Raw genomic sequence first — 19,006 nt, forward strand, 5'->3', positions numbered from 1 at the left:
TTTTTGACGCTATTTGGACGGACCCGGCAGCTATGGCCAACACCATATCAAGCTCACAAGAGAGCTACGGAACGCGCATATCGCTCGTTAAGTTCTTCCGTCAATTCATTGATATTCTTAGGCCAGAGGCGAACTTCTACTGGCTAGCGCTGGTATATGGCGTGGGCATCAGCCTGCTTTCGCTGGCCACACCGATTTCGGTGCAGATGCTGATTAACACCGTTGCCAACACTGCGCTGGCCGCGCCTTTGGTGGTGTTATCAGTGACATTGTTCGGGCTTTTGCTGCTGTTCGCTTTGATGAACGCCTTGCGCATTCATTTGATGGAGCTGTTCGCCCGGCGCTTTTACGCCCGCATGGTCGCCGAAATTTCGCTGATTTCGGTCTATGCGCAAAACCCGTTCTTCGTCGACAATCAGGATGGCTGGCTGTTCAACCGCTATTTTGACGTCATCAATGTGCAAAAGGCGCTGCCGGTTCTGTTCGTTGGCGGCTTTTCCGTCGTGTTGCAGGTCGCGGTGGGGTTTGTGCTGGTGTCTTTGTATCACCCGCTGTTTCTGGTGTTCACGATTGTTATGTCGGCGCTGATCTGGGTTATCTGGCTGGTGTGGGGCAGCCGCGCCATTCGCACCGGGATCGACATGTCGCATGCCAAGCATGGGACCGCTGCATGGCTTGAAACCTTGGGCGAATCCAATGGGTTCTTCAAATCGCAGCGGCGCATTGATTACGCGCTCGACCGGACCGACGAATACACCGCGCGCTATATTGGTGAGCGCAAGCGGCATTTCCGCCAGCATTTCGGCCAGACAATCGCATTCTTGATCCTGTATGCAGCGGCAAGCGCATCCCTGCTTGGCCTTGGGGGTTGGCTGGTTTTGCAGGAGCAATTGTCGCTTGGCCAATTGGTTGCCGCTGAACTAGTCTTGTCCGTCGCGTTTTTTGGCGTCGCGCAATTGGGCACCTATCTCACTTATTTCTATGATCTGTGCGCAGCGGTTGAAGAATTGTCGCTGTTTTATGATGTGCAGCAGGAAGAAGCCAAAGGCGACAACCCCGTGCGCGGCGATGATCACACATTGGTGCTGCATTCGGTATCCAGCAAAGCGCGCCATGAAACCGCCGTGCTCGATTTTGAGATACCCAGCGGCGCCATTGTCATGGCAGCGGCCAGCCATCACGGGGTGCAAAAAGCCTTTACCGATGTGCTCAAAATGCACGAAGTGCCCGATAACGGTTTTGCCTCGCTCGGCGGGATCGACCTTAACGATATCGAAGCGCACAATTTGCGCAAAGATGTGCATGTGCTGGAACGGCCCAGCTTTGTCGGCATGACGATCCGCGAATATCTCAACCTGTCATGCCCCGATTCCGCCCCCAGCCGGATGATCGGCGCGCTTGAAACGGTGGGCCTCGACCGGACCATCGCGAATTTTGAAAAGGGGCTCGACACCCTGATTGCGGCCACCGGGTCGCCATTGTCCTCGGTGGAATTGCAGCAATTGAAGCTCGCCAATGCGCTGCTGGAACGCCCGCGTGTGCTGGTGCTGAGCCGGCTGTTTGATTTGCTAGATGAAGAACACCTGTCGCGCAGCATCGCGGAATTGCGCGAACAGGCCTATACGACGGTTGTCTATTTTTCCGGGCGGCGCATTGATCTGGGGTTTGAAACCTTCCTTTATCTGGAAGCACGCCAGCAGCGTTATTTCGATAATTTCGAGGATTTCTGCCTCGCTGTGAACAAACAATCACCGCACCGGCCCAAAGGCCCGCGCCCCCTGTCGCCCAATATTGGCGCAGTGGCGGAATAGGCAGCGAGGAGACAGGCAATGGCTGCAATCGATGCTGATATGGCGCATTTCAAGACGCTGGATACGATCCGTATGCCGCGCATTTTTCGCACGATTTTCGTGTTGATCCTTGCCGCGGTTATAGCTGGTATTCTGTTTATGATTTACGTGCCCTGGGTCCAGACAACGGGCGGTCAGGGTAAAGTGACAACGCTCAATCCCAATGAACGCCAGCAAGAGATCAACGCGCTTGTCGGCGGGCGGATTGAGGAATGGTTTGTGCGCGATGGCAGTCAGGTCAAAATGGGTGATCCTATCGCGCGCATTGCCGATATCGACCCGCAGCTTATCCAGCGGCTGGAAGCGGAACGCGCGCAGGTTGAAATCCAGCTGAATGCGGCGCGCAACGCCCAGTCCACTGCCGAAATTGACTTGCGGCGGATGAATGAGCTGTTTGCATCGGGTCTGGTTGCCCGGCGCGATTATGAATTGGCGCAGATCAAAGTTGAAGAAATGCGCGGACGCGTTGCCGAAGCGCAAGCCAATCTCACGCGCACCGAAACGGCCCTCTCGCGCCAGTCGGAACAATTGGTCACCGCCCCGCGCGATGGCTTTATCCAAAGCGTCAATGCAGGCGATGCCGCCACCGTCGTCAGCGCGGGCGCGATCCTTGCGACATTTGTGCCCGAGACGACCGAGCGCGTGATCGAGATTTTCGTCGATGGCCGCGATGTGGGCTTGGTCGAGCCGGGCGATACCGCGCGCATCCAGTTTGAAGGCTGGCCGGTTTTGCAGGCAAGCGGCTGGCCCTCTGTTGCGGTGGGCACATTTGGCGGCATTGTCACATCGGTTGACCAGTCTGCCCAGCCTGATGGGCGGTTCCGCGTGCTGATATCGGAAGACACCAGCCAGCCCAATGCGTGGCCGGGCGATCAGTTTGCGCGCTTTGGTGCATCGGTTCAGGCATGGGTTCTGCTGGAGACTGTGCCGGTGGGCTATGAAATCTGGCGCCAGCTGAACAATTTCCCGCCTGAAAATCCGCAAACCGCGCCGGAACAGCCGGCCTGACCATGGCGTTCGCTCGCGCATTAAAGGCAGCGGCCCTTTTTGCAGGCGTGTGGCTGATTGCCGCTGGCCCGACTGCCGCTTTGGCGCAGGATATCGAACCGTTTGAAGACCCGCTCGAAGTAGCGTTGACGCAGGGCCCCTTGCTGCCCGATGAGGTGCTGCGCAGCTCTGCCCTTACCTTTCCGAGCATTCTGGCCAGCTTCGAACGCGAAGCGGCCGCGCGCAGCGATCAGCTCGCCGCTGATGGTGCGTTTGATTTGCTGCTCGAAGGCGAGGTTTATGACCGGGTAACGGGCACATTTTCGGGCGGCTATGGCGAGGTAAAGGCAACCCAGCAATTGCGCCCATACGGTGCAAAAGTGTTCGGTTCCTACCGCCTGTCTGATGGGCGTTTTCCCATTTATGAGAACATCTACAACACCAATCAGGCGGGCGAATTTAAGGTTGGCGCGCTGTTTTCGCTGCTGCGCGATCGGCGGATCGACAAGCGCCGTTTTGCCATTGAGGATACAAGGCTGGCCGCCAGTCAGGCGCGGCTCGATATCGTTCTGGTTCAACTGAATGTGCAGTTTGAAGCTTTGCGTGCCTATTGGCGCTGGGTCGCCGCGGGTGAACAGATCAGCGTTTATGAAGAACTGCTCGAAATCGCCGAAGCGCGCGCCATTGGCCTATCGCGAGAGATCAGGCTGGGCGCAGCGCCGCGCATTGCGCTGACCGAAAACCGGCAAAATGTGATCCGCCGCCGCACTCTGGTCGAAGAAGCGCAGCGCGATTTCGCCACAGCTTCAAACAGCCTGTCGTACTATTTGCGCGGCAGCGACGGGCAATTGATCGTGCCCACTCGCAGCCAATTGCCCAGCCAGAGCCAGCTGCGCGCCCTGCCCGATATGCAATCACTGCTGGAGGCCCGGCGCGATGATATTCTGGAAAGCCGGCCAGAGCTGGAAACTTTCCGCCTCGCGATTGAGCGCGCGACCAACAAAATTGCCCTGCGCCGCAATGATTTAAAACCGCGTCTTGATGCGAGCGTTGAACTATCACGCGATTTTGGCGCGATTGGCGATGGCGGATCGACTTTCGATTCCACCGATACTGTGGTGGGCGTGACGTTCACAGTGCCGCTGCAACGCCGCGAGGCGCGCGGGCGGCTGCAACGCGCAGAGGCCGAACTGCGCGAAGCGGAGCTGGATCAACGCCGCGTTGAAGACCAGATCCAGGTGGAGCTCGACAATATCCTCGCCAATCTCAACGCGGCCCTGCGCCTTGCCAGCCTTGCCGATGAAGAGGTGCAAGCCGCAAGCGAAGTGGTTGCCGGCGAACGCAAGCGGTTCCGCCTTGGCGCGGGCGATTTCTTCCGCGTAAACTTGCAGGAAGAACGCGCCGCCGAAGCGGAAATCCGCGCGATCAAAGCCGAGCTAAATGGCAGGCTGGCCGCTGCGAGTTATTCAGCCGCGACGATGGACCTGTCTGAACTGGGGCTGGAATAAAGCCCCCCTAACGGTTCTGCCGCCCATCGATCAGCCGGTCCACCAGCGAAGGATCAGCCAAAGTCGATGTATCGCCCAGCGAGCCGAAATCATTCTCGGCAATTTTGCGCAAAATCCGCCGCATGATCTTGCCCGAACGGGTTTTGGGAAGGCCATCTGTAAACTGGATATGATCGGGTGATGCCACCGGGCCAATTTCCTTGCGCACATGGGCGCGCAATTCTTTGTAAAGCGCATCCGATCCCGCCACATCCGCATTCAAAGTGACATAGCAATAAATGCCCTGCCCTTTGATATCGTGCGGGTATCCGACCACCGCTGCCTCTGCCACCAATTCGTGCAGCACCAGCGCGCTTTCAATCTCTGCCGTGCCCATGCGGTGGCCTGAGACATTGATGACATCATCAACGCGGCCCGTGATCCAGTAATAACCATCATCATCGCGGCGGCAGCCATCGCCGGTGAAATATTTGCCTTTGTAAGTCGCAAAATAGGTCTGCTCGAACCGGGCATGATCGCCGTAAACGGTGCGCGCCTGACCGGGCCAGCTCGACGTGATGCACAGATTGCCGCTGGCCGCGCCGTCCAGCACGCCGCCTTCATTATCGACCAATTGCGGCTGTATCCCAAAGAACGGCAGGCCCGCACTGCCCGGTTTCATATCATGCGCGTGAGGCAGTGTTGTAATCATATGGCCGCCCGTTTCGGTCTGCCACCAGGTGTCGACAATCGGGCAGCGCCCATCGCCCACAACATCATGATACCAGCGCCACGCTTCGGGATTGATCGGTTCGCCCACAGAACCCAGCAATCGCAGCGAGGATCGATCGCGGCTGGTCACAAATTGATCGCCTTCGCGCATGAGCGCGCGGATCGCTGTGGGCGCGGTGTAGAGGATATTGACCTTGTGCCGGGCCACCACATCCCAGAACCGTCCGTGGTCGGGATAATTGGGCACGCCTTCGAACACGACCTGCGTCGCCCCGCAAATCAGCGGACCATATGCGACATAGGAATGCCCGGTTACCCAGCCGATATCGGCAGTGCACCAGAACACTTCGCCTGCGCGGTAATCGAACGTGTAGTGAAACGTGGTTGCCGCCCACACGCCAAAACCGCCCGTTGTGTGCAGCACCCCTTTGGGCGTTCCGGTGGAACCTGAGGTGTAGAGGATGAACAGCGGGTCTTCGGCGGTCATATCCTCACACGGGACATCTGCATCGCTGGCTGCATCATCCAGCCAATGATCGCGGCCCTGCACCATCGCGATATCGCCGCCTGTGTGCTTCACCACCAGAACGCCTGTCACATCGGTGCCTTCAATTTCCAAGGCGGCATCCACATTGGCTTTCAAGGCAATGGGTTTGCCCCCGCGCACACCTTCATCAGCGGTGATGACAAAGCGGCTTTGGCAATCAATAATGCGCCCTGCCAGCGCCTCAGGAGAGAACCCGCCAAAGACCACCGAATGCACCGCCCCAATGCGCGCGCAGGCGAGCATGGCGATCACGCCTTCGTTCACCATCGGCATGTAAAGCGTGACCCGGTCGCCTTTGGCAGCGCCCATGGATTTAAGCGCATTGGCCATTCGGATGACCGCTTGCAAAAGCTGCGCATATGTCAGCGTGCGGGTGGCCGCGGCGGGATCATCAGCTTCGAAAATCAGCGCAGTGTTGTCGCCTCTACCCGCTGCGACATGACGATCCACCGCATTGTGGCACAGGTTGAGCGCGCCATCTTCGAACCATGCGATGCTGACAGGATCATAGGACCAATTGCCCCCTTTGCTGGGCGCGCGGCTCCAATCGAGCCGTTTGGCCTGTTCCAGCCAGAATGCGTCGGGATCGCTGATCGATTCTTCGTACATCTGCGCATATTGATCAGACGTACACTGCGCGCCGCTGTCATCTGCTGGTCGGCTGACAAATCCGCCGGGGGCCTGTGCCATAATCGCTGCCTTTTGCTGGTGCTGTTTGTTGGGCTTGTGTGTGCCTGTGACGCGGCGCAATTTCCAGATGAATTTGCCGGATGAAACCGAACACCGCAATTGCGCTTGCACCCGGTTTGGGGCGCTTTAGTCTGCGCGGCATGGAACAGACTGATTTTGATACGTTCATGGCGCTCGATATTCGCGCAGGCACCGTGGTGAGCGCGGAGCCTTTTCCCGAAGCGCGAAAGCCGGCGATCAAGCTCGTGGTGGACTTTGGCGCGGAGATCGGGGTCAAAAAAGCTCAGCCCAGATCACCGAACATTACACGCCCGAAGGGTTGGTGGGGCGCAAAGTGATGGCGGTGGTCAATTTCCCGCCGCGCCAGATTGGCCCGTTTATGTCTGAGGTGTTGGTGCTTGGCTTTCCCGATAAAGACGGCGCGATTGTGCTGGCGGCACCTGGCGATGTGCCTGATGGGGCCCGATTGGCCTAGACCAGATCTCCCAACGCGGTTTTGAGGTCGCCGAGATAAGGCTCAAACGGTTTCCACGCGCCCTGCCCCTTGCGGTTTATCGGCTGGCGCACCTGTTCGGATGATGCGGTGCGCACGGCGCGGTCGGTCTGGTGGAAAGTGAGGCATGTTTCCTCAAACGGTACTTCAAGATAATCGAGCATCCGCCGGGTCTGACCTTCCAGATCATCGAGCACATCCTCGTGCCTGACCCGCAGGATTTTGCCCGGCAGAACGCGGTCCCAATGCTCCATCAGATCAACGTAATCGGCGTAATATCGGCCAATTTCAGTGAGCCCGTAAGTGAATTCCTGCCCCTCGGCGAACAACTGCTTGAAGCCAGAGAAACAGCAATCCATCGAATCGCGGCGCGCATCAATGATTTTGGCGTTGGGCAGGATCAGATGGATCAGACCGATATGCCGAAAATTGTTCGGCATTTTATCAATAAAAAGCGGCGCGCCTTCGCGGTGGATCGAGGTGTTCTCGATAAAATCCGCGCCAAACTTTGCCAGCTGCTCGCTGTTCAGATCATGCAGCATTTCGGGATATTGCGATTGCCCTGCCTTGCGCCCACGCAGTCTGTGCGCGAGTGCCAAAATATTGGGCAATTCCAGAGTTCCGTCGATTTGTGAATGGCTTGCGAGAATTTGTTCGAGCAGCGTCGAACCCGCGCGCGGCAGGCCGAGGATGAAGATGGGATCGCCGTTCGCGTCCCCCGCGCCCTCGTGCTTTTCAAACAGGTCAGGTGTGCACAGCTCTTTCTGCCGCGCAAGCTCATCGCTCATCGCATCGGCGCTGTACCGGGTTTGTGCGCGTTTCAGCGCGTTGCCATCATTATAGTGGGCAAAGCTAGCTTCGTATTCGCCTGCATCCTCGAACGCTTTTGCGAGCGCAAAATTGAGATGCACCCGGTCCATAAACGCCAAATCACCGCGCGCGGCCTGGGCTTGCATGGCGGCAATTTCTGCGTCGCTGAATTTGTATGTTTTGAGGTTCGCCAGCGCGTAATACCCGTCGCCATGATCGGGCTTTGCCGCAATCGCCGCGCGGTAACTGGCCTCTGCTTGTGCCCTCTCGCCCTTGGTCTTCAACGCATGGCCGCGGCTGGTTAAGCTGGCCGGATCATTCGGGATTTTCTCAAGCACGCTATCAAACAGGGCAAGGCCGCGATCATAATCGCCCGTTTGTATGCACTCAATCGCGAGGCGTGACTGAAACAGCGGGTTTGCCGGATCGCGGGCATAGAGCAGTTCGGCCTGCTCTTTCGCCTCGGCTGATTTCTGGCGGCGGCGCAAAGCGTCGATGTAATCGAGCCGCAGCTGCACATCGTCAGGCGAAAATTCCACCGCGCTTTCCAGCAGAAATTCCGCATCATCAAGAATGCCAAGCTCTATCCCGATTTTCGCAAGCAGCCGCATGCCTTCGACATTGCGCGGATTGGCGCGCAGGAAATGGCGGCAAATCTCTTCGGCGCGCACCAGCCGTCCTTCGGCCAGGTGATTGGTGACCGCGAGCAATTCGCGCGGCAACGCTGTAATCCGCGCGTGCTGCGCCTGCGCCGCCTGCGCTTCGCCTGTGCGGCCTGCTTCGCCGGCCAATCGCGCCTGCTCACGCCAGCTTGCCTCTAGCGCAGGATTGAACCGAGTGGCGCGCATAAACGCTGCCAAAGCAGCCCCTGCATCACCGCGCGCCAGCGCCAGATGCCCCTCTTCCTGCCAGGCGCGCCCATATTCGGGCATCGCGGAATGAAGCGCGCGAAGATGCGTCGCGGCATCGTCAAAGCGTTTCAAATACCGCGCGGCAACCGCTGCCATATACAGCGCCTCGCCATCGGCTGGATTCTCGCCGAGAACAGCGCGCGCGGCAGTAAGCCCGGCCTCAAACTGGCCGGCTTGCAGCGCCTCTTGCGCCTGTTTCAACTGTTGCTCGCGCGTCATTGCACCCGCCTTAGACAGCAAAACGGCGGGAGTGAACCATTGCCACCCCCGCCGCGTTGATTGCTAACCTTCGGGCTTAGTAGTCAAAGGTAACGCGCATACCCACTGTCAAAGGACGGTTGGTGATGATGCGCTCCCGGTCATTGCCGAAGATGCCCGAGATTTCGGCGCGCTCGTCAGACAGGTTTTCGCCGAATACTTCGAACCGCCACTGTTCCGCTTTGACGCCGACAGCGAGGTCGAACGTGGTGTAGCTATCAAGCTCGATCTTGTTGATCTCGATGATGTCGGTGAACTTGCTGCCCGAATAGGTCATCTGGGGCTGAATGTACGCCTCAAGACTGTCATTCAAATCCCACTCATACCGGACCCGCATATTGCCCTGAAAACCGGGAGCATAAGCGAGCTCTTCACCTTCAAGAACGTCATTGGTCGGGATCAGGATTTCCGTGATCTCGGTATCGAGGATCGAGAAAGCGCCTGAGAATGAAAAGCCCGGCAGCGAATACGGCGCAATCGTGAAGTCCGCCTCTACCCCGTAAATCTCTGCATCGGCTGCATTGGATGAGAAGAACAGGTTGGTGATCGAGGGATCAAAGATCTGCGTTTGCAGGTTTTGAATGTCCACGAAGAAGGCCGAACCGTTGAACCGGAACTGACCATCCAAGAGATCCATTTTCCAGCCGAGCTCGTAGTTTTGGACCTCATCGGTCTCAAGCTCAAACGGAACAACAAACCCGCCTGCACCCACAGCGCCGCCGGGACGGTTGAGGAAGCCGGGACGGAACCCTTCGGAATAGGTCGCATAGAACAGCAAGTCAGGCGTCGGGGTCAAAGTGACCGTGCCTTTGAAGATCGTGCCGCTGGTTTCAGCAACATCAGGCGCGCGCAGTGCGTTGAACACTTGCTGAGCCTGCGCCGCTGACAATCCGGCTGCTTCGATATCGGCAAGGCTATCGTTCAGATTGAATGTCTGACGCAAAGCGGCATTGCACGATCCGATGAATGTAAATTCGCCGTCTCCATCATACAGGTCGCTGATATTGGTGCCGAATGCGTTCGCATCGGTTGCCGCGCCAGAGTTACAGAACGACCCGTTGGCAGACCCTTCAAAGTCCACTTCGACATCGTAATAGCGCGCGCCCAATGTCACGGCGAGCAGATCGGGCACAACGTCCACATTCACTTCGCCAAAGATGCCGAACTGTTCATCGGTGCGGCGAATATCGTTGCGGAAAATCGTGTCTGCCGGGAACGGGCCGGGATCAGAGAAGAACCCGGTTGTTTGCGGGAAGTTTTCTGCAAAAGCGCCAAATGGCTGCGCGATCACATTGCCGGGATAGGCAAAATCCACGCGCTCTTCGAGGCTGAGGTCGGAATAGAACGCCCCGCCCTGAAACTGCACGCGCCAGTCTTCAGGCGTGCTGAAACGCAATTCCTGCGTGAAAACCTGCGTTTTGGAGAAGGAATTCACATACAGATTGGGCGCCTGACACGTGCCGCTGGGGTCTGCTGCACCCGGATAAGTCACCGACCCATCGCAGATGTAATAAGGCAGATATTGGCCAGCAAACAGATAGTCTGTGTAATCGGCGCGCTGATCGCTGCGGCGATCGGTGTAAGCGCCGGTGTAAATCACATCGAGGAAGCCAAGGCGGCCTTCAACGGTCCAGCTGGTGTTGGAAAAATCATCTTCCAACCGGTCTTCTTCAAACCGTTCAATTTCCAGATCGCCCAGCCCATCCAGTTCAGGATCGGCGAAGAACACGCCGTCTGATTCGAGGCTTTGGCGCTGGTGCGAAATGCTGACGCTCCAGTCAGGGGTCACTTCCCACAGCGCGCTGACGCGGAAACCGGCATAGGTTGTGTCGTTGAAATCGTCCTGCGCGCTCCCCGCATTGTCAGCAGACAAGAATGTGACATTCGACAGGTCAGCAGTGGATTGGAACCCGGCGCGCACGGCGGAAACCGGCACGCCGTTTTCGCGCACGAAGCCTTCGGGGCGGAACCGGGCGCTTTCGGTAAGATCGCGCGTGCCGGGGACATTGTCGATATAGCCGCCCTGATCATCAAGATAGGCAACCCCGCGCAATGCAAAGCTGTCTGTCACAGGCACATTGACCATGATTTCGCCCTGATAGCTTGCCTCACCGCCTTTGGTGAAAGACACGCCAGCCGATGCGCTGGCATCAAAGCCGGACAGATCAGGTTTGTTGGTGATCAGACGCACAACGCCCGCTTGCGAGCTGGCACCGAACAAGGTGCCTTGCGGACCGGAGAGAACCTCAATCCGTTCCAAGTCAGCAGCATATACATCAAGGTTACGGCCCGGCTGCGAAAGCGGTTGATCGTTGAGATAAAGCGCGACATTGGGCGCGAGGCCTGCGACCCCTGCAACCGTGATGTTCGGCGTGGTGGAAGCCAGACCGCGAATATAGATCGTGCTTTGCCCCGGACCATTGCCGCCCGCTGTCACGGTTGGGATCTGATCGAGGTAATCTTCAAACGTGTCGATGTTCAATTCGTCCAGCGCTTCTGCACCGATGGCAGAAACCGAAACCGGCACATCCTGCAAATCTTCGCTGCGGCGCTGAGCGGTCACGATGATTGAACCCACCCCGCCTTCGCGTTCTTCTGTGGCAGGTGCAGCCTGAGCGGTGTCCTGCGCCGATGCAGGCGAAACGATTGCGACCGCGAGTGCGCCAAGCGACGCCCCGCTTATATACTTCGACATTTTGTATGCCCCTTTGAGCTTTCAGGAGGGTCGCGATGCGGAAGTGCACCAGCGTTACCCCAAGAAACGGGCGCGCGCGAAATGAGATCAGCGCGCGAACCAGGGGTCGGTTAACAAGCTGCGGCAGGGCTGGCCACAGTCAGGCGGTAAGATTTGGGGAAGCTGTGCAAGCTTGTTGTAAAATAACCACACAATCAAATTGATCATGTTAATTTCGCAGAAGAAACAAGTCTACTTTTATCTTTTGCAGTGCAAAAATTTGAGTACTTATAATCGCGAAAATAAATGCAAATTTTTGCCGATTTTATTCAAGTGCATCTCAAATTTTACTTATAATTCTGATCAGCTATATCTGACCTACTCTGCGGGCGTTACTTTCCCGTCCCAATCTTCGCAGGCTTGCGATGTTGTGGGGATGCCGTGGCGTTTGCGGATAATGTCGTAAATCACAGCTTTAACGATGGATGCGCCCATCAAGACCAGCACAAAGGAAAACGGCAAAGCGCCCAAAATCATGGTGATACGGATCGCTTCGACCCCGCCCAGGATCAGCATGGAGCCAACGATAAACGCCAAAGCCACACCCCAGAAGATGATGTGATATTTGCGCGACCCTTCATCTTCGCCTGCTCCGTTGATTGTGTTGATGATCAGGATTGCGCTGTCAGCCGATGTGACGAGATACGTCATCAGCAGCACCACAACGAGAGCGGAGACGATCAGCATCATTTCCGGGCTAAGCATCAGGGCAAGTGTTGCGTAAAGCTGATCGGCCATGGCTGTGCCCAATATGCTGCCATCTGCCGCGCCGCTTAATTCCAGGTCAATCGCCGTGCCGCCCGCCAGTGCCATCCAGATAAAGCACATCAGCGAAGGAACCAAAGCCACGCCGAGGATATATTCGCGCACCGTGCGCCCTTTGGAAATGCGCGCGATGAACATGCCGACAAACGGGGAAAAAGCGATCCACCAGGCCCAATAGGATACCGACCAGCCCAATTGCCAATCCACCAGCGCATCGCCAGCCGCAGTGCCATCGCGGGCAAACAGGGTAAGCGAAAGCGCGGGCAGATTGATGAAGTAATCCCAGATGCCCACCCCGAGGAGCTCAAGCGCATAAAGCCCCGATCCCAGAAAAGCGAACAGGGCAAGAAGCGCAAAAGACAGCGTCATATTGATATTGGACAGCCACTTGATCCCGCGCCCCACGCCGGAAAGCGCGCTCAATGTGGATGCGCCCACCAGCACGATCAGCGCCACGATGACAGCAGCGTTGGATGCAGCGCCTTCTGCTCCGATCAGCCATTCGCTGCCCGACAGGCGAAACAACCCTGCGACAAATTGCTGCACGCCCAGCGACATCGTGTACGCAACGCCCAAAATGGTCGCGACCACGGCCACCACATCGACGACATGGCCGAAAAAGCCGGACATAGCTTTCCCAAACAAAGGCGCGAGCGCTGAGCGGATCGTCAATGGCAGCCCGCGCCGGTGCGCGACATAGCCGATCCCCAGCCCCACCAGCGCATAAGTGCACCACGCGCCAAAGCCCCAATGCAGGAATGTGTAGAGATAAGCAGGCCGGACATTTTCAGCCGATTGCGCTTCAACCGTGCCCGCGATCACGTCAGGATTGTTGACGAAATGGGCCAGCGGTTCGCCAATAGCAAAGGTTAACATGCCAATGCCGATGCCTGCACCAAACAGCATGGCAAACCAGGAAAAGCGCGAAAATTCAGGCTGCTCGCCCGGCGCTCCAATGCGCAGCGATCCGATCTTGGGCACCAGCGCAAGCACAAGCGAAACCACCACCAAAGCCGCGACCAGATAGACATACCATCCGCTGAACTGCGCGATGATCGACGAATTGGCAGCGGCGAGCGTTTGCTCTGCGCTTGCACCAAACACATCCTCTGCGCTGGCCCCGAACAGAGTTTCCGACGCGGCCGAAAACAGCGCCCACAAGATGATGAGCGTCACGATGATCTTGGCAGGGATCGTTACCTCGCGGCTGAACCCATCGTAAAATCCGCGATCATGAGTGTCGATCGGCAAATCGACCATGGGCGGATCAATCGGCCAATCGCCTGATATGGATGCGTCAGCGCCGGATATGTCAGCCGTGGATGCGTCAACTGGGTGTGCGTCAGCGGGATCGCTGGTCATGGATACTTTCGCCGTGGCGCTTATATCTTTGCCATTGCGCCAATATCGCACAGATAAACAAAGCGGGGCTGCCCTTTAGCGGGCGAGCCACGATCAAGCCGGAAATTGCTAAGACCCCCATCCCTATAAGGATGCCCGCGTAATGCAAGCTTGACCGCGATAATCGCGCGCGCTGCGGGGCCTCACGCGGCCAGCAATTCGCTCGCTTCGTGATCCTGCCACCCTTTGCCAGGTATATAGCGCGCATCCACTTTGCCATCAGCCAGCGCAAACAGATGCAGCCAGCCATTGTCGAACAGATCGCGGACTTGCGGGTGCGCTTCGAGCACTTTGGAAAGCTCCTCGCGCGGGGCCTCAATCATCACGGACAGCCGCACCGGATCATGCATCAGCGCATCGCCGTCATGCACGCTTTGCCACGGCAGACCGGGACGCAGACGCCCGCTATTGCCTTCGATCACGCCGATACCGCCAACGACATTGTGAATGAGCTTGTTGCCGCCGCCAAACACATCGGGCGCAACTGACGAACCGTAATATTGCAAGCTGATCCAGCTCGCGACGACAACCGGGGCTGTCATAATCAGCTCGAGCGTAGAAAAGCCGCCATCCGCTTTCCAGTCGTAATTGTGCAGAAACGCGCGGCCGGACAAATCCTTGCCAGCGGTCGCGCCGCGCGGGGCCGCGATAAAGGCAGCGCATCCCGCCAGACCCCATTCGGGGCGCACTTCGGCCCAATTGCGCGCGCGCAGATCAATATCGCTCCAATGCGAGCCGGGCAGTTTGGGCGCGCGTTCGGTCCGGGCAATGGCAGTGGCTTCATCCAGCCATTCGCGCACTTCGTCCATCGCATCTTCGAGAATTGCAGGCAGATCATCATCATACACCGTCACCCTGTCGGTGGTCGTATCATGCAGACCTGCGACAAACCGGGTATCATCCGGCACGCAAATGCCGCGCAGCGCAAGGCCTGAGCGGGTTTCTGGATCGTTGAGCAAATCTGCCAGAATGCGCGCCGACACATCGCCTGCATGCCCGCCGCACGCGCCGCAGTGATAGGCGCTTTCATGCGGATTGTTGGTGGTGTTGCCGCCGTGACCCAGCAAAAGGACTATGCGCGCAAAATTGCCGGTCAGGCTCATCGCTTTCAAAATGCTTTGCGCGGTGTCGCATTTGGTTTCAGCAGACATATCGCCGATCACTTGCGGGGCCGGGCTTTGCGCCTGACTGTCCGACCGGCCAAGCGAGGATTTCATCAGTTTGACCGCGTAAAATGGCCCCATGGATTCCACAAAAGCGAATGAGGACACAGCCGCCTGACGGAACCTGCCCCATGCCCGCTTTGTCCGGGCCAGGATGCGCGTGTCAAAATCGGTTTCCGCATCGCCTTGGCTGGTGGTGTGCATTGCGGGCTTGAGCAGAACCGGCAGACGGTTTTCGATAACGTCGGACCCGTGCGGTTTGTGCGCCAGCGGAAGGCCGAAAAAGCCTGCAAAACCCAGCGTTTCAATCCCGCCATCGACACTTTCGAGCGCGCGGCGGAACACTTCGGAGCGCACATCAATGCAGAACGCAGCCTGCAGCAACGTGCCCGATTGGCGTTCGCATGTGCCTGTCAGCTGTTCTGCCAATTTGCGCTGATGCGCTCTATCAGCGGCATCTTGCAGAATGGCGAGAGCAGTCTGATCGCGGCTTGGGGCAACCGGTTCGCCGTGGGCTGCGGCAATCAATTCCCATTTATCCGCAACCTGCGGGAACTGGGCCAGCAGCGCCTCTTCCCAGATGAGCCGGATCGCCAGCATTCCTGCGAGCGTCTGATCGCCCGTGCCTGCCATTTCGGCCTGCCAGAGCATCCAGCGCGCATGCTGCGACCACCCGCCAAGGGTCATATACAAACGGTGAAACGCGGTTTGCGCCGATTGCCCGCTCAACCCCAGTGCATCAGCGGCGGCAACAATCGCGCGTTCGGCTGTGTCAGGCGCTGCCGCGACATGGGCACAGAACCCTGTCAGCCCGGCAATTTCCGGTGTCAGATCATGCACCGCAAAAGCGCGCCATGCGCTATAGGCCTCTTCGCCCGGCGCAGGGGACCACAGCGCCTGACCGCGATCAAACTGTCCTGCGGCCCAAATGCCAAAGGTTTTGTCGATCACAGAAGGCCAATCGGTGCCGCTTGCATCGGCGGCAAGATCGGCAATCGTAGGCAAGGCGGCGTCTTCGGCCAGCCGATCAATCGCGGATGCTGCCAGTTTCAGCATAGCGGTTGAGCTTGGCTTTTGCGGCAGATCGCTGGCGTCCAAAGCGGCTTCCAGATCGGCATCGGTGATTGTGCCATCTGCAATCGCGCGATCGTAAGCAGCGGCGGATTGCGTGATGCGCGCACCAGCAACACGGGCCAGCCGCGCCGATGCGGTCGCCAGATCCTCGCCCGATTGCCCCAGAAACGGATTGACCGCGACGGTCGCATCCAGCGGGAATGCAGGCGGAATTGCGCGGGCAGCGGCTTCGGCTGCTCCAAGAATTTCTGACATGCGCGCCGGGGTGATTTGAGAATGCTTCAGGAACATGGGATCAATCTTTCGTGAAAAATCGGCAAGAAGGGGCTCGGCAAAGGATGCTTGGGCAAAGGATGGCTGCGCCTATTTCAAAGGCTTGGTCGCAAAACCGCCAATGGCGCGGTCGAGCAGAGCGTTAAGGTAAAGCCCATTGGCCAGATGCACGCGCAATCCGGCAGTGGAGGGGTGATGCGCCCACAGGGGGAACAGCGCCTGTGCAAAAGCGACCAGCCCGAACGAGGCTCCCGCCATTACGATCAGCGCCCATTCCAGCGGGCTTGGCACGGGCGCTGCGGGAAGGCCTGCGCCCCACACCGCTTCTGCCACGACCTGAAACCCGAAATAGCCAATCGCTGCGGCAATCGCGGTGCCAAAGGTGCGCTTTGCCAGTTTTTCAGGGGCTTCATCGGCGAGGCCTTGTGCAACCAGATAGGCAACGCCGAAAATCAGGATCGCGCCAAGGGCGTAGGCCTGCGGGCTTTTCGCGCCGAACAAAAGCGCAAACAGGCTGGCGATGCCGCCATACAGCAGCAGCGCAAGGCCAAAGCTTTTGAGAACCGCCGCAATGCTGGGCACAGCCACAGGGCCAGGGCGGCGAATGCTGGCGACATCCTGCACCGCTCCGCCCGAAGACAGGAAAGCGTGCGCTTTATACAAAGAGTGCGCGATGATGTGCAGCAGCGCGAGCGTCCAAAGGCCCAGCCCGCATTGCAGCAGCATAAAGCCCATTTGCGACACGGTGGACCAGGCAAGCGCGGTTTTAACAGCCGACTGGGTCAGCATGACCGCGGCGCCAAACAAAGCGGTGAACCCGCCGATCATAGCGAGCGCAGCCATCGCGCCCGAACTTTGCGAAACCAGCGCAGAGGCGGCAACCAAAAGGACGCCGCCTGAATTGATAATGCCGGCATGCAGCAGCGCGGAAACAGGCGTTGGCGCTTCCATCACTTCGGTCAGCCAGCCATGCAGCGGGAATGATGCAGTTTTCAGCGCGGCGGCAAGGATGATGAACCCAACCGCGATATGACCCAGCGTGCCAAGGCCTTGGTTTGTCACAGCCGTGCCCAAAGCGGCTAGGTCCAGCGTTCCGAATGCGGCGATCAGCAAAGCTGCCGCAAGGATCAGCGCGGCATCGGCGGTATGCCAGACAAGCGCGAATTTGGTGGCGGCGCGGCGCGCTTCTGCCCGGCCCGGATAAAACAGCAGCAAACGGCGCAAAGCGATGCCCACCGCAATGGTCGCTGCGATCATCACGGCAAAGCTGCCGGCCTGCGCGAACACCAGAACCGCAGCCAAGGTTGCCAGCATCAGCGCGTGGAAAGTGCCCTCGCGCTCCTCACCGTCAATGTAAGTGCGGCTGTAGCGCATAACGATCCAGCCGATAAACCCGATCAGCAGCGCCATCGACGCGCTGACCAGATCGGCCCGCAGTGAAAGCGAAAAGGCCCCATGGGTAAGGGTAGCGGGCAGCGCGCTGCCCATGGCCGTTTGGATCAGGCCCGCTGCCGTCAGCAAGCCAGCGATCAAAGCCGCGCTTTCAGACAGACGCGGGACAATGCCGGGGCGCTTGCCCGGACGGCCAAGCGCAATGGCAGCCCCGGCCAGCAGCACAAGCGGCGCGAGAAATGCGAGCGAGAAAAACGGTGTGATAACGGGCGAGATCATCGAAAAAGGCTCCTGCGGGTGGGGTTGGGTTGCAGATAGCGGGGGAAGAATATAAATAAAAATTCATATATTGATCTTTATCGTTCTATTTTATAGAACTTTGGAGCATTGCCTTGCCCCTACCCTCACCCCACCTTCAACCCCAAGCTCAGGATGTACTTTATCAACCTGCACCACCTCCGCCTGTTCAGAGCAGTCGCCAAAGAAGGGTCATTAACCGGCGCTGCCCGGCTCTTGAACATCTCGCAATCCGCGGTTTCCACCCAGATCAAAACGCTGGAGGGATCGTTCGGCCACGACCTGTTCGAACGCCGCGGAAGAGCGCTGCATCTGACCGAGGCCGGCCGCATTGCGCTTGACCATGCTGACGAGATTTTCCGCACCGCAGACCACCTCACCGCAACGCTGAACCGGGCAGAAGGCCAGCGCAAAGTGCTGCGGATTGGGGCGCTGGCGACGCTGTCGCGCAATTTCCAGATGCGCTTTATCGAACCGCTTGCCGGGCGCGATGATGTTGAGGTGATTCTGCGATCCGGCGCGCAAGAGGATCTGCTGCAGGGGCTTCAGGCCTTGTCGCTCGATGTGGTGCTGACCAACCTTGCGCCTGCCCGAGATGCTCAAAGCCCGTATCTGCTTCAGCGGATCGATGAACAGGATGTCAGCCTGGTCGGCACACCCGAACGCGCAAAAGCTGCGGGTCTGGATGAAGATGGCGGCAGCACAGAGACTGAGAGAATAGCCTCCATCTTGTCGTCATCCCCGCTGATCCTGCCAACACCCGAAACGTCTTTGCGCGCCAGTTTCGATGCTTTGCTAGCTCGGCTGGGAGTGGTGCCCAAAATCGCTGCCGAAGCCGATGACATGGCAATGATCCGCCTGCTCGCCCGCGCTGATCTTGGCCTGGCGGTCATCCCGCCCATCGTGGTGCGCGATGAATTGGCCAGCGGAACTTTGCGCGAGTTTGCCAAATTGCCTGCAATCAGCGAGGTCTTTTACGCGGTCACGATCAAGCGGCAATTCACCAATCCGCTGCTTGAAACTGTGCTGAGCTAGAGGCCGTTTCATGCTCTCAGTTTCTGTAAAAGGTTGCAAATTGGCGGCTTTTTCAACCCCCAAGCGCTGGATCAGAGCCATCACCCCATGTAGTTAGCATTTTACAA

General features: G+C 58.2%; 10 protein-coding genes and 1 pseudogene. 5 read left to right on the forward strand and 6 right to left on the reverse strand.

Going from position 1 to position 19,006, the window contains the following annotated elements:
- Window positions 1–32 precede the first annotated feature (32 nt).
- The 3 genes from AC0V6L_RS02335 to AC0V6L_RS02345 are packed head-to-tail and all read left to right on the forward strand — an operon-like array spanning window position 33 to window position 4,345.
- Window positions 33–1,811, forward strand: a complete 1,779-nt coding sequence (locus tag AC0V6L_RS02335) for an ABC transporter transmembrane domain-containing protein (RefSeq protein ID WP_486152763.1) — start codon at window positions 33–35, stop codon at window positions 1,809–1,811.
- 18 nt (window positions 1,812–1,829) lie between these two features.
- A complete protein-coding gene (locus AC0V6L_RS02340; protein WP_486152765.1) occupies window positions 1,830–2,858 on the forward strand; it encodes an HlyD family secretion protein in 1,029 nt (342 codons plus the stop codon).
- A 2-nt stretch (window positions 2,859–2,860) separates the two neighbouring features.
- Entirely contained in the window at window positions 2,861–4,345 is a 1,485-nt protein-coding gene (locus tag AC0V6L_RS02345) for a TolC family protein (RefSeq protein WP_486152767.1), read from the forward strand.
- Between the two features lie 7 nt (window positions 4,346–4,352).
- Here the strand turns inward: AC0V6L_RS02345 and acs are convergent, their stop codons facing one another.
- Window positions 4,353–6,293, reverse strand: a complete 1,941-nt coding sequence (gene acs, locus AC0V6L_RS02350; RefSeq protein ID WP_486152769.1) for an acetate--CoA ligase — start codon at window positions 6,291–6,293, stop codon at window positions 4,353–4,355.
- A 140-nt stretch (window positions 6,294–6,433) separates the two neighbouring features.
- Between acs and AC0V6L_RS02355 the strand changes: the two are divergent.
- Window positions 6,434–6,768: pseudogene (locus AC0V6L_RS02355) on the forward strand (tRNA-binding protein).
- Here AC0V6L_RS02355 and AC0V6L_RS02360 read toward each other — a convergent pair.
- The 5 genes from AC0V6L_RS02360 to AC0V6L_RS02380 form a co-directional block, all read right to left on the reverse strand.
- Window positions 6,765–8,726, reverse strand: coding sequence for a tetratricopeptide repeat-containing sulfotransferase family protein (locus AC0V6L_RS02360; protein WP_486152771.1), 1,962 nt, complete (start codon window positions 8,724–8,726; stop codon window positions 6,765–6,767). The pseudogene AC0V6L_RS02355 and the gene AC0V6L_RS02360 sit on opposite strands and share 4 nt — an antisense overlap.
- Before the next feature lie 76 nt (window positions 8,727–8,802).
- A complete protein-coding gene (locus AC0V6L_RS02365; protein ID WP_486152773.1) occupies window positions 8,803–11,460 on the reverse strand; it encodes a TonB-dependent receptor in 2,658 nt (885 codons plus the stop codon).
- A 357-nt stretch (window positions 11,461–11,817) separates the two neighbouring features.
- A complete protein-coding gene (locus tag AC0V6L_RS02370) occupies window positions 11,818–13,626 on the reverse strand; it encodes a BCCT family transporter (protein ID WP_486152775.1) in 1,809 nt (602 codons plus the stop codon).
- 182 nt (window positions 13,627–13,808) lie between these two features.
- Window positions 13,809–16,193 carry a YbcC family protein gene (locus AC0V6L_RS02375; protein ID WP_486152777.1) on the reverse strand — a complete coding sequence of 795 codons (2,385 nt, stop codon included), beginning with the start codon at window positions 16,191–16,193 and terminating at the stop codon, window positions 13,809–13,811.
- A 72-nt stretch (window positions 16,194–16,265) separates the two neighbouring features.
- Window positions 16,266–17,846, reverse strand: coding sequence for a proton-conducting transporter transmembrane domain-containing protein (locus AC0V6L_RS02380; protein WP_486152779.1), 1,581 nt, complete (start codon window positions 17,844–17,846; stop codon window positions 16,266–16,268).
- Window positions 17,847–17,999: 153 nt separating this feature from the next.
- On the opposite strand from AC0V6L_RS02380, the gene AC0V6L_RS02385 reads away from it, so the two are divergent.
- Window positions 18,000–18,899 carry a LysR family transcriptional regulator gene (locus AC0V6L_RS02385; RefSeq protein ID WP_486152781.1) on the forward strand — a complete coding sequence of 300 codons (900 nt, stop codon included), beginning with the start codon at window positions 18,000–18,002 and terminating at the stop codon, window positions 18,897–18,899.
- Window positions 18,900–19,006: the final 107 nt, after the last annotated feature.

It is taken from the genome of Erythrobacter sp. JB1-15, from assembly GCF_057365035.1.

What these genes read in the sequence shown, in the direction of transcription:
- AC0V6L_RS02380 (WP_486152779.1), bottom strand. Translation starts at nt 17,846, where the DNA reads ATGATCTCGCCCGTTATCACACCGTTTTTCTCGCTCGCATTTCTCGCG.
- AC0V6L_RS02385 (WP_486152781.1), top strand. Translation starts at nt 18,000, where the DNA reads ATGTACTTTATCAACCTGCACCACCTCCGCCTGTTCAGAGCAGTCGCC.
- AC0V6L_RS02345 (WP_486152767.1), top strand. Translation starts at nt 2,861, where the DNA reads ATGGCGTTCGCTCGCGCATTAAAGGCAGCGGCCCTTTTTGCAGGCGTG.
- AC0V6L_RS02375 (WP_486152777.1), bottom strand. Translation starts at nt 16,193, where the DNA reads ATGTTCCTGAAGCATTCTCAAATCACCCCGGCGCGCATGTCAGAAATT.
- AC0V6L_RS02335 (WP_486152763.1), top strand. Translation starts at nt 33, where the DNA reads ATGGCCAACACCATATCAAGCTCACAAGAGAGCTACGGAACGCGCATA.
- AC0V6L_RS02365 (WP_486152773.1), bottom strand. Translation starts at nt 11,460, where the DNA reads ATGTCGAAGTATATAAGCGGGGCGTCGCTTGGCGCACTCGCGGTCGCA.
- acs (WP_486152769.1), bottom strand. Translation starts at nt 6,293, where the DNA reads ATGGCACAGGCCCCCGGCGGATTTGTCAGCCGACCAGCAGATGACAGC.
- AC0V6L_RS02370 (WP_486152775.1), bottom strand. Translation starts at nt 13,626, where the DNA reads ATGACCAGCGATCCCGCTGACGCACACCCAGTTGACGCATCCACGGCT.
- AC0V6L_RS02340 (WP_486152765.1), top strand. Translation starts at nt 1,830, where the DNA reads ATGGCTGCAATCGATGCTGATATGGCGCATTTCAAGACGCTGGATACG.
- AC0V6L_RS02360 (WP_486152771.1), bottom strand. Translation starts at nt 8,726, where the DNA reads ATGACGCGCGAGCAACAGTTGAAACAGGCGCAAGAGGCGCTGCAAGCC.